The 11,740-nt window shown below is 43.3% G+C and carries 11 protein-coding genes; 3 read left to right on the top strand and 8 right to left on the bottom strand.

Annotation, left to right across the window (positions count from 1 at the left end; all coding sequences use genetic code 11):
• Window positions 1-116 precede the first annotated feature (116 nt).
• From OV592_RS12015 to OV592_RS11990, 6 genes are all read right to left on the bottom strand, one after another.
• Window positions 117-872 (bottom strand): FRG domain-containing protein, encoded by a 756-nt coding sequence (locus OV592_RS12015; protein WP_406608733.1) that lies wholly within the window; start codon window positions 870-872, stop codon window positions 117-119.
• Window positions 873-895: 23 nt separating this feature from the next.
• A complete protein-coding gene (locus OV592_RS12010; protein WP_406608732.1) occupies window positions 896-1,357 on the bottom strand; it encodes a hypothetical protein in 462 nt (153 codons plus the stop codon).
• 468 nt (window positions 1,358-1,825) lie between these two features.
• A complete protein-coding gene (gene purB / locus OV592_RS12005; protein WP_406608731.1) occupies window positions 1,826-3,193 on the bottom strand; it encodes an adenylosuccinate lyase in 1,368 nt (455 codons plus the stop codon).
• Between the two features lie 18 nt (window positions 3,194-3,211).
• A complete protein-coding gene (gene hflD / locus OV592_RS12000) occupies window positions 3,212-3,838 on the bottom strand; it encodes a high frequency lysogenization protein HflD (protein WP_016401037.1) in 627 nt (208 codons plus the stop codon).
• A 3-nt stretch (window positions 3,839-3,841) separates the two neighbouring features.
• The gene (gene mnmA, locus OV592_RS11995; RefSeq protein WP_406608730.1) at window positions 3,842-4,945 is read right to left on the bottom strand and encodes a tRNA 2-thiouridine(34) synthase MnmA; all 1,104 of its coding nucleotides are present in this window, start codon (window positions 4,943-4,945) and stop codon (window positions 3,842-3,844) included.
• A 76-nt stretch (window positions 4,946-5,021) separates the two neighbouring features.
• Window positions 5,022-5,654, bottom strand: a complete 633-nt coding sequence (locus OV592_RS11990) for a pseudouridine synthase (RefSeq protein WP_406608729.1) — start codon at window positions 5,652-5,654, stop codon at window positions 5,022-5,024.
• A 214-nt stretch (window positions 5,655-5,868) separates the two neighbouring features.
• On the opposite strand from OV592_RS11990, the gene OV592_RS11985 reads away from it, so the two are divergent.
• Window positions 5,869-8,091: an NADP-dependent isocitrate dehydrogenase gene (locus OV592_RS11985; protein WP_406608728.1), complete on the top strand. Its 2,223-nt coding sequence runs from the start codon at window positions 5,869-5,871 to the stop codon at window positions 8,089-8,091.
• Between the two features lie 292 nt (window positions 8,092-8,383).
• Here the strand turns inward: OV592_RS11985 and cspD are convergent, their stop codons facing one another.
• Window positions 8,384-8,599: a cold shock domain-containing protein CspD gene (gene cspD / locus OV592_RS11980; protein WP_016401033.1), complete on the bottom strand. Its 216-nt coding sequence runs from the start codon at window positions 8,597-8,599 to the stop codon at window positions 8,384-8,386.
• Between the two features lie 193 nt (window positions 8,600-8,792).
• On the opposite strand from cspD, the gene clpS reads away from it, so the two are divergent.
• Window positions 8,793-9,110: an ATP-dependent Clp protease adapter ClpS gene (clpS, locus tag OV592_RS11975; RefSeq protein ID WP_016401032.1), complete on the top strand. Its 318-nt coding sequence runs from the start codon at window positions 8,793-8,795 to the stop codon at window positions 9,108-9,110.
• Window positions 9,111-9,145: 35 nt separating this feature from the next.
• Window positions 9,146-11,395 carry an ATP-dependent Clp protease ATP-binding subunit ClpA gene (gene clpA / locus OV592_RS11970; RefSeq protein WP_016401031.1) on the top strand — a complete coding sequence of 750 codons (2,250 nt, stop codon included), beginning with the start codon at window positions 9,146-9,148 and terminating at the stop codon, window positions 11,393-11,395.
• A 73-nt stretch (window positions 11,396-11,468) separates the two neighbouring features.
• Here the strand turns inward: clpA and infA are convergent, their stop codons facing one another.
• Window positions 11,469-11,687, bottom strand: a complete 219-nt coding sequence (infA, locus tag OV592_RS11965) for a translation initiation factor IF-1 (protein WP_016401030.1) — start codon at window positions 11,685-11,687, stop codon at window positions 11,469-11,471.
• Window positions 11,688-11,740 lie beyond the last annotated feature (53 nt).

Here is an 11,740-nt window from a genome sequence, read left to right as displayed (position 1 = left end):
TTTCCAAAACATGCCATTGTTGATACCTAACGCCCCGTTAAGCTGTGAGTGAATGTGTGCCAAAATGGAGCGAAGCGAAATCGGCACGCGTTTACGAGTCAGACTTAAACGGTTTGTTATAAGCCATTTAGTTGGGATTGCATATACTTAGGTGCTTTTTCTAAATTTAGTGGTTGGGTTGTTTGATTGTAAAATTCAGTTTTCAGTGACTTTGCTATACCATCAAGCCCAGGATAAATAGTGGACTCACTAACACCAAGTAGATTAAGTTTTGCTTGAATTAGAGGTTTCAAACCACCTGGAATTACAAATTTATGCAATTTTTCAGTATCGAAAGCGCTTCGAGGGTTATGATGCACAGTAAATAGACCAGCTTGATTAATTACACGCTCAGAGATGTTTGGGGCATAAAACTCTAAAGTTTCGTCTAAACCAAATGGGTGAATGTGGTAACTAGAATCAATATGTATGTGGCTAATCAATACGTAAACAGCACAATCATTTAACTCTGACGCCCCATATAGTTCCTCAGGTGAGTGAGCTGTTGCAAAATAAAGTGCAATTAGAGGGTTAATACTCCAATCGAGAAGACGTGTAGGTAAACCATAATGCTGCGCTAGACTCAACCATTCCCAATCATTTGACGGCTTAGAAGGCACTCGAAGCGCACTTTTCATTTTAAACTGTTCTAATAGCGCTTTTTCCCTGTCTAGCTCTTCATCTCGATTTGAAAGCGGAGGAAGACGACCTACTGAAGGTATAAGATCGTATTCCGAATTATTCACTCCCCTAAAAACCGAATGATTTTCCGGAGAGAATTGAGTAGCAAATTGGAATACTTTATCTATCGAATCTAGATTGTAACTTTTCATATATCCTCTTTGGCTTATAACGCCTAGGCTAAGGGGCGGCGCTCTGCGCCGTCCATTACCTTAAGCCTATTGTTATATTTTCTGTGTTTTATTGTCCCGATTAGAATAATCGCAACACAAGATAGCATCGAGCTTGCTAATCCAAACGAGTACCAAGAGTGTGTTAAATCACCAGCAATGAAGCGAAATAGTAATATTGATAAAGCTAAAATAAGACAATTCATAGCGATACGAGATCTAACATTGAAAAGAAATGTTGAGATGGTAATTGTTGTTACCAAAACCTCTATCAATCCAAAAGTAATCAGCCCTCCTATTGGATAAAACAGCTCTCCACCCTCAAAGTCAATTTTCATTAAAGATATTGGAAGTATGGAAAGTAAAAATTCAGATATATGACTTCGAAGAACTATGTTTAAAGTGATGACCGCTAACGTATGGAAACAACCAATTATCAAAGCTCGACCTATATAGAGGTTACTCATTCGTTAGCCAATCCTTGTAAAATAGAATTCATAGAAATATAACATTTGTATATTGCGCATGCGCGTTTACCTTGTTAGACCAGTAAAAACGCGCATAGCTAATTATTTGAATTGATTGAAGAAAAAAGAATAAGGCTCAATACGTTTTCTGGCAAAACGCGCATGCACAGTTAATAAACCTATTATCTAATTCAACACTAAGCTAAGTGTTTGATACTACGCTTGTATTTTTTTTAGCTCAAGGCTAAACGCGCACAATCTATCTAATTTAATCGCTCTAAAACGCTAAAAATTAATAATACTGTATGCATAGTCAGTAAATGGCAAGCGTTACGTTGCTGGTGACTTTGTTTGTCGTTGGGTCAGATAGAGGGATTCTGTCATGTGAGGCAAACAAAAAAGCCACAACATCTGTTGTGGCTTTGGGTATTAACTAGGCCTTAAGCGGGAGGCTTAAAGCTGTAGTTATTACAGCTGGTCTACTAGCTTAACCGCATCACCAATGTAGTTGGCAGGGGTCATTTTCTTCAGCTCGTCTTTGGCTGATTCTGGCATGTCTAAACCATCGATAAATTCACGCATGGCTTGTGCGTCTACACGCTTACCACGAGTGAGTTCTTTTAGCTTCTCGTAGGGCTTTTCGATGCCGTAGCGGCGCATAACGGTTTGCACAGGCTCGGCCAATACTTCCCAGTTGCTATCTAAATCGCTTAGTAAGTTTTCTTCGTTTACTTGTAACTTGCTCACACCTTTAAGGGTGGCTTGATAGGCGATTAACGAGTAACCCATGGCTACACCAAGGTTTCGCAATACCGTTGAGTCGGTAAGGTCACGCTGCCAGCGAGAAACCGGTAATTTAGCCGCTAGGTGGCCAAACAAGGCATTAGCGATACCTAGGTTACCTTCTGAGTTTTCGAAATCGATTGGATTAACTTTGTGCGGCATAGTTGATGAGCCAATTTCACCAGCAATGGTTTTTTGCTTAAAGTGACCTAGGCAAATATAACCCCAAATGTCGCGGTCAAAGTCTAGCAAGATAGTGTTGAAGCGAGCGATGGCATCGTATAGCTCGGCGATGTAATCGTGCGGCTCAATCTGCGTAGTGTATGGGTTCCACTGTACACCTAGGCTGGTAACAAATTCTTCTGAGAATTGGTGCCAGTCTACTTCTGGGTAAGCAGAGATGTGCGCGTTGTAGTTACCTACAGCGCCGTTAATTTTACCTAGTACTTCTACTGCTTCAATTTGCTTAAGCTGGCGGCGTAAACGAGCAACTACGTTGGCCATTTCTTTGCCCATGGTGCTTGGCGAAGCCGGTTGGCCGTGGGTGCGTGAAAGTAGCGGGGTTGCACGTAGCTCTTTTGCTAGCTCGGTGATTGAATCAATAAGCTTTTGTAGGTAAGGCACTAATACTTCGTTACGCGCTTCGTTAAGCATTAACGCGTGAGAAAGGTTGTTAATGTCTTCAGAAGTACAAGCAAAGTGGATGAACTCTGATACAGCATCAAGCTCAGCATTTGCCGATACTTTTTCTTTTAAGAAGTACTCAACCGCTTTTACGTCGTGGTTGGTTGTACGTTCAATTTCTTTAACGCGCGCAGCGTCTGCTTCGCTAAAGTTGTCGTTAATGCTATCTAGAAACGCGATAGCTTCAGGAGAGAAGCTTGGTACTTCAGCAATGTTTTGCTGTTGAGCAAGTTTTTGTAACCAACGAATTTCTACTCGTACGCGGTATTTAATTAAGCCAAACTCGCTAAAAATACTACGTAGTTCAGAAGTTTTATCCCCGTAGCGTCCGTCTATCGGGGAAATGGCTGTCAAGGCCGACAGTTCCATGGTGATCTCCTAAATTAACTAATCAATGGTGTGTAAAAGTTGTGTTGTTTGCTGCAAGTAGTTTTTACGTGAAAACAGTAGCTGGCGTCGTTGGCCGCCTAACTGGCGCCACAATACGCTGGCGCGAATACCGGCTAACAGTAGCGCGCGAACTTTATGTTGTACTACTGGTTGCTGTAAGTAACTCACGTTTCCGGCTACTTGAATGCGCGGACCAAGCGGGCTAATAATGTCGCTGTAAATGTCGGCAATTCCGCCCAGAACTTGTTGGTCGAGCAAATCAAAATGCTGTAGTTGTCTATCTAGTTGGCCAATACGTTCGCCCATCATGTTCATTAAGTCTGGGCGTTTATTTAAACGGCGCTCAAGGGCTAACAAGCTAACCAGGTAACGCGTGATTTCGGCGTTACGCTTTTCTTGTTGATTGCTCAGTTGGCCGCTCATTACACCTAGGCCTAGTTTGAGTTGTTCTAACGAGCCAAATACCTCAACCGTTTCGTTGGGGTTAGTTATTAGAATACTACCTAAGCTGGTTTTTAAACCTGCTTCGTCGCAGTTGCTGGTTCTGGCTACGTCTTGCACCAGTTTAGCGGCTTGGCAGATACCAGCAAAAGCGATAACGCGGTCGTTGATTGCATTGCTCATAGGCTATAGGCCAATCTTTTGTTCAATGATACCGCCGCCTAAACATACTTCGTTTAGATAAAATACTGCTGATTGTCCTGGAGTAACCGCTATTTGCGGCTCATCGAATACCACTTCAATCTCGTCGTTTTCACGCGGGATAATGGTGCAGGTAACGTCTTGCTGGCGGTAACGAATTTTAACGCTACAACGTAGTTCTTCGGTGATGGTTTTGCGGTCTACCCAATGTAATTGGCCCGCAATAAGTGCGCGTGACTTTAGGCGAGGGTGATCGTGCCCTTGGCCAACAATCAGCACGTTGCGCTCAATGTCTTTATCTACGGTGTACCAAGGAGTCTCGTCACCGTCTTTGGTGCCGCCAATGCCTAAACCTTTACGTTGGCCCAGAGTGTGGTACATCAAACCTTGGTGCTTACCAATTACTTTGCCTTCACAGGTTTCAATATCACCCGGTTGCGCTGGTAGGTATTGGGCTAGGAAGTCAGTAAACTTACGCTCGCCAATAAAGCAGATCCCGGTGGAGTCTTTTTTGTTGGCGGTGATAAGGCCTTGTTCTTCGGCAATGCGGCGCACTTCTGGCTTTTCTATTTCACCTACTGGGAAGAGTGTTTGGGCAATATGCTTTTCTTCTAGCGTATACAAGAAGTAGCTTTGATCTTTATTGCTGTCTATGCCGCGTAGCATTTGCCAGTGTCCGTCTTGAAAACGGCGCTGCACATAGTGGCCAGTGGCGATGTAGTCGGCAGACAATTCTTCTGCGGCAAATTCCAAAAATGCCTTAAACTTAATTTCCTTGTTACACATAATGTCTGGATTTGGCGTGCGACCCGCTTTGTACTCTTCGAGGAAGTGCTCAAATACGTTATCCCAGTACTCGGCTGAGAAGTTAATGGTATGTAGCTTAATACCTAATTTGTCACACACAGCTTGAGCGTCGGCTAAATCTTCTGCCGCTGCACAATATTCGCTGTTGTCGTCTTCTTCCCAGTTCTTCATAAAAAGACCTTCAACCTGATAGCCTTGCTGAATAAGCAAGTAGGCTGAAACGGAAGAGTCAACGCCGCCGGACATACCGACAATCACTTTTTTAGTGTTGTTTGAGTTCATGCTAACTTGTTGGGAAAAATTTGCGGCGAATTCTACCAGAAAAACTGTGACGAAAACAGCATTTCAGCATGTCGTTCTAAGAGATCTCTTCACCCACTAATTGTTGGTAACTGCCGTTGTCTATTCCATCTAAGGTATAGCGGCCAATTTGATAGCGAACCAAGCGCAGGGTGGGGAAGCCAATAGCTGCTGTCATGCGGCGAACCTGCCTATTTCGGCCTTCTTTAATGTTAATGCTTAACCAAGTTGTTGGAATGGATTTACGCTCTCGAACTGGTGGATTGCGTGGCCATAAATTTGGTTCATCCATAAGCGCTACTTTGGCCGGTAAACAGGGACCGTCTTTTAGCACTATGCCTTTACGCAAGGGCTCCAAATCAGCATCTTTAGGCGCGCCTTCAACTTGCACCCAGTAGGTTTTTGCGGTTTTAGCTTTAGGGTTGGCAAGCTTATGTTGCAGTTTCCCGTCGTTTGTTAACAACAATAAGCCTTCACTATCTCTGTCTAACCGGCCGGCGGCATATACATCGGGAATGTCGACATAGTCTTTTAAGGTGGCTCTACCTTGCCCATCGGTAAACTGGCTAAGTACATCAAAGGGTTTGTTGAACAGAACTAAACGGCGCGGGCCATTGAACGGTTTTACTGATTTGGTCTCAGCCTTTCGTTTAAAACGACGCGACTGTTGGGGTTTTGCAAACTTATTCATGGCAGCAATTGTAACATCTAATGGATGTACCACTAGTAAAACAATGTTAAAGCGTTTGTAAATGGTTTATTATTTTGGCCGAATTATTGGACGGTGAGTAGATAAGTAAACAAACTTTGTAGTTTTTTATTGCTTGCTAACCACCTCGCAGACTCGATCATTTGTATAAAAATGGCAGCCATTGCGAGAGCAACCACAACTTTTAGGGACCGACATGACGTCAAAGATTATTTATACCTTAACGGACGAAGCGCCAGCCTTAGCCACGTATTCACTGCTACCTATTGTACAAGCGTTTACTAATGCTGCTGGTGTTGATGTAGAAACCCGTGATATTTCTTTAGCCGGCCGAATTATTGCTAGCTTTCCTGAATGTTTAACCGAGCAACAACAAATTTCTGATGCCTTAGCCGAGCTAGGCGAATTAGCTAAAAAGCCAGAAGCTAACATTATCAAGCTGCCTAATATCAGTGCTTCTGTTCCGCAACTAAAAGCGGCCATTAAAGAGTTGCAAGCTCAAGGTTACGCGCTGCCAGATTACCCAGAAGAGCCAAGCAATGATCAAGAGCGTGACGCTAAAGCCAAATACGACAAAGTAAAAGGTAGTGCAGTAAACCCAGTATTGCGTGAAGGTAACTCAGACCGCCGTGCACCTGGTTCTGTTAAGCAATACGCGCGTAACAATCCGCATTCAATGGGAGCATGGTCGAAAGATTCGTTAAGCCATGTTGCTAGCATGAACCAAGGTGATTTTTACGGCAGCGAAGTTTCTGCCACTATCCAAGAAGCTGGCTCTGTAGCTATTCAGTTAAAAACTGAGGCTGGTGAAACCATCACCTTAAAAGAAGCTTTTCCAGTATTAGCAGGCGAAGTAATTGATGCTGCTGCACTAAACGTTGCTGAGCTTTCTTCTTTTATTGAAGCTGAAATTGAAGATGCCAAAGCCAAAGGCATTTTGTTCTCGCTACACATGAAAGCAACCATGATGAAGGTATCAGACCCAATCATCTTTGGTCATGTTGTTAAAGTATTCTTTAAAGATGTATTTGCTAAGTACGGCGAGCTGTTTGATGAGCTTGGTGTTGATGTAAGCAATGGCTTAGGTGATGTTTATGCAAAAATTCAACAGTTAGACGCTGCCAAGCAAGAAGAAATTAAAGCCGCTATTGACGCGGCGTATGCTCAGCGCCCTGGTCTAGCAATGGTCGATTCAGATAAAGGCATCACTAACTTACACGTACCAAGCGATGTAATTATTGATGCGTCTATGCCTGCAATGATCCGCGCTTCTGGCCAGATGTGGAATGCAGAAGGCAAGCAACAAGATACGAAAGCGGTTATCCCAGATCGCAGCTACGCAAGTGTTTACCAGCAAACCATCGATTTCTGTAAAGAGAATGGCGCTTTCAACCCAACGACCATGGGCTCTGTGGCTAACGTTGGTTTAATGGCGCAAAAAGCTGAAGAGTACGGTTCACACGATAAGACCTTCACTGCACCAGCTGCTGGTACCGTTGAAGTAGTTGACCAAAATGGCCAAGTTGTACTAAGCCAAGCGGTTAAGCAAGGCGACATTTTCAGAATGTGCCAAGTTAAAGACGCACCAATCCGTGATTGGGTGAAACTAGCGGTTAACCGCGCTCGCTTAACTAATACTCCAGCAGTATTCTGGTTAGACGCAAATCGTGCTCACGATGCACAACTCATTAGCAAAGTAGAGCAGTGCTTAACCGAACACGATACTAGCGGTTTAGAAATTAAAGTACTTGCCCCAAGCGAAGCGACACAATTCTCGTTAGAGCGAGTGAAGCAGGGCTTAGATACTATTTCAGTAACGGGTAACGTACTACGTGACTACCTCACTGATCTATTCCCAATTCTTGAGCTAGGTACTTCAGCTAAAATGTTGTCGATTGTACCGCTTATGAACGGCGGTGGTTTGTTCGAAACCGGTGCTGGCGGTTCTGCGCCTAAGCACGTGCAGCAGTTTGAAAAAGAAAACCATCTACGTTGGGATTCTTTAGGTGAGTTCTTAGCTCTATCTGCATCTTTAGAGCACCTAGGGCAAGTAACTAACAATGCTAAAGCAGCGGTACTAGCGAGTACGCTTGATAAAGCTACTGGTACTTTCTTGGATGAAAACAAATCGCCTTCACGTAAGGTGAAAGAGTTGGATAACCGCGGTAGTCATTTCTACTTATGTTTGTACTGGGCTCAGTGCTTAGCAGAGCAAAATGATGACCAAGAGTTGAAAGCTATATTTGCTGAAGTAGCGCAAAAGTTAGTAAGCCAAGAAGCTGAAATTGTTGAGCAGCTAAACGCCGCTCAAGGGCCTGCAGTAGACCTAAACGGCTACTACCAGCCAGATAGCACTAAAGCGGCTGCAGCAATGCGCCCAAGTGCCTTGTTTAACGATGTTATTGATAGCTTACGTTAGGCTTAGCTTTATTTGAGAAAAGCCGATGCTTAGGCATTGGCTTTTTTGTATTTGGAATAAAATTTATACCAATCACACTAAGTAAGTGATCAGAAATAACGCAGGAAAAATACTCGAGAGTAAGGCAGGATTTTTCGATAAGTAGTTATTCTACAATCAAAAGTCCTAACGCAGTTATCGAGTATTTTAACCAGTTAGAATGAACAGTTAGTTAGTACGATTGGTATTACATACGCGCAATAAAAAACCAGTCGTTAAGACTGGTTTTTTTGTTTAGCTGCTGCAGCGAGCGCTAGTTTTGACTGTCGTCGAAAACAATGCTTACTGCGTGGCTACCTTTGGGGCCTTGCTGAGTTTCAAATTGTACTGGCTGGCCAGCTTTAAGGGTGCGATACCCTTCCATTTGAATCGTCGAATAGTGAGCGAAGATATCTTCTCCACCTGTATCCGGGCAAATAAAACCAAATCCTTTTGCGTTGTTAAACCACTTAACTGTTCCGCTTGGCATACGACATATCCCTATTAAATTTATCTACCAAACTGACCGAGCTGGTCACTTTTGACGCAACTTTGAGTCAGCTGTTTAACAATTTAGTAAAATATTTACTACAGTCAAGTTTTCAGAGTACTTTTCTACTAGCCTTGTTAACTCAAAGCGGTTATGTTGAGAACAGAGACGCGTTTTTACTACTATAGTTTTTATGAGCAAATTATCTGATTGGTTAGATGTAGAAGAAATAACCAAACAAGCAAAAAGTGAGACGGCACCCCCACCAATGTATAAGGTGGTTTTAAATAATGACGACTATACTCCTATGGAGTTCGTTATTGAGGTGTTGCAGTTGTATTTTAATATGGATTTGGACAAAGCAACCCAAATAATGCTTACCATTCATTACAAAGGTAAAGGAGTTTGTGGGGTTTTCACGGCCGAAGTAGCTGAAACCAAAGCTGCACAAGTAAATAGTTATGCCAAACAAAATGACCATCCCTTGATGTGCACTATGGAGAAAGCATAGCTAAGTAGTATTGATTGTCTTTAGGGGGCCTATGCATGCTAAATAAAGAGTTGGAACAAACTTTAAACCAGGCGTTTAAAGAAGCAAGACAGCAACAACACGAATTCATGACGGTAGAGCACTTGTTGTTGGGTTTATTAGAAAACTCTGCCGCCAAGGAAGCCCTAGTCGCTTGTGGGGCTAACCTCAACCAGCTTAACCAAGAGTTAAGCAGTTTCATTGAACAAACTACCCCAGTAATTCCTGAGGACGATGGAGAGCGCGAGACGCAACCAACCCTAGGTTTTCAGCGGGTTCTCCAACGGGCCGTTTTTCATGTTCAATCTTCTGGTAATAGTGAAGTAAGTGGTGCCAATGTTTTGGTTGCCATATTTAGCGAACAAGAGAGCCAAGCCGTTTATTTCCTTAAGAAGGCCGATATTAGCCGTTTAGACGTGGTTAACTTTATCTCTCATGGCATTCGTAAAGATGAAGAACCTAGCGCTGAACAAAGCCCTGCCGATACCGAAGCTCAGTCTGAAGAAACTAAGCAGCTAGAAAGCTTTGCCAGCAACCTTAATCACTTAGTGCTTAAAGGCAAAATCGATCCACTGATTGGCCGTGATAAAGAACTGTCTCGCACCATTCAAGTATTGTGTCGTCGCCGTAAAAATAACCCGCTATTGGTGGGGGAAGCCGGAGTAGGTAAAACCGCTATTGCCGAAGGCTTAGCTTATCGGATTGTTCACGAAGATGTGCCAGATGTGATTAAAGACGCCACTATCTATTCCTTAGATATTGGATCGCTGTTAGCTGGGACTAAATACCGTGGCGATTTTGAAAAACGTTTTAAAGCACTATTAAAGCAGCTTGAAAATGCCGAAAACGCCATTTTGTTTATCGATGAAATTCATACCATTATTGGTGCGGGTGCAGCATCGGGTGGTCAATTGGACGCAGCAAACTTAATTAAACCTTTGTTAAGCAATGGTTTATTGCGTTGTGTCGGTTCAACTACTTACCAAGAGTACAATCAAATTTTTGAGAAAGACCGCGCACTTGCACGTCGCTTCCAAAAAGTTGATGTAGTAGAGCCAACCATTGAAGATACCACTAAGATTTTGTTGGGCTTAAAAAGCCGTTACGAAGCTCACCACGATGTACGTTACACCAAACAAGCAATGCGCAGTGCTGCTGAGCTTGCCGCTAAGTACATCAACGAACGTCATTTGCCTGATAAGGCGATTGACGTGATTGATGAAGCCGGTGCAAGCATGCGGATGTTGCCAGTTAGTCGCCGCAAGAAAACCATTGGGGCAGGGGATATTGAAGCCATTGTTGCTAAGATTGCTCGTATTCCTGAAGCAAAGGTGTCTTCTTCTGATAGAGAAACACTGCGTAGCTTAAATGAAACCTTGAAGATGGTGGTGTTTGGTCAAGACCCAGCCATCGACGTGTTAGTTGATGCAATCCGCTTAAATCGTTCCGGTTTAGGGGCAGAGCAAAAACCTGTGGGTTCATTCTTGTTTGCCGGCCCTACTGGTGTAGGTAAAACAGAGGTGACTCAGCAACTTGCTAAGGCCTTAGGCGTGGAGTTGATTCGTTTTGATATGTCTGAGTACATGGAGCGCCATGCGGTTTCTCGCTTGATTGGTGCACCTCCTGGCTACGTGGGTTACGACCAAGGTGGCTTACTGACTGATGCAGTGTTAAAGCACCCGCATTGTGTTGTGTTGCTGGATGAAATTGAAAAAGCGCACGAAGATGTATTTAACTTGTTATTACAAGTAATGGATCACGGTACGCTAACCGATAACAATGGCCGCCATGCTGACTTCCGTAACGTAATTTTGGTTATGACTAGTAACGCCGGGGTTAAAGAGACTCAACGCTCTGCTATTGGCTTTAAAGAGCAGGACATGAGTTTTGATGCCATGGATGAAATTAATCGCATCTTCGCTCCCGAGTTTAGAAACCGCTTAGATAACATTATTTGGTTCAATCACTTAGATGAAACCATTATCGAGCAAGTAGTGGATAAATTTATTGTTGAACTACAAGCCCAGCTTGACGCTAACGGCGTATCAATGGAAGTAAATGCCGAAGCACGCTTGTGGTTGTCTGAACAAGGTTACGACAAAGCTATGGGTGCAAGACCAATGTCTCGAGTTATTCGAGAACAACTTCGCAAACCATTAGCGAACGAGATATTGTTTGGGCGCTTGAATGATGGCGGACACGTAGATGTTGGTATCAAAGACGGCAAGCTAGATTTTCAATATGAAGATGAAGTTGCTGAAGTTTAATTAGTACTGCAACTACAATCAAAAAAGCCAGCTATTAGCTGGCTTTTTAATTGTTGTATACAACAATTGCGGATTAGCGCGCGCGGAAAACAATGCGCCCTTTTGACAAGTCGTACGGTGTTAATTGAACCGTAACTTTATCTCCGGTCAAAATGCGGATGTAGTTTTTACGCATTTTTCCAGAAATGTGGGCAGTAACAACATGTCCGTTTTCTAGTTCTACACGGAACATTGTGTTAGGCAAGGTGTCTAACACTGTGCCTTGCATTTCAATATTGTCTTCTTTCGCCATTGAGTCCTCTGTTTGACACGCACTTATAAAAACGCAGGGAGGATGCCAGATTT

Origin of the sequence: Agarivorans sp. JK6, from assembly GCF_045277145.1 — a bacterium.
Lineage (GTDB): Bacteria > Pseudomonadota > Gammaproteobacteria > Enterobacterales > Celerinatantimonadaceae > Agarivorans > Agarivorans albus.
Note: the sequence above shows the minus strand (reverse complement) of the source record. Positions and strands in the feature narration are given on the sequence as shown.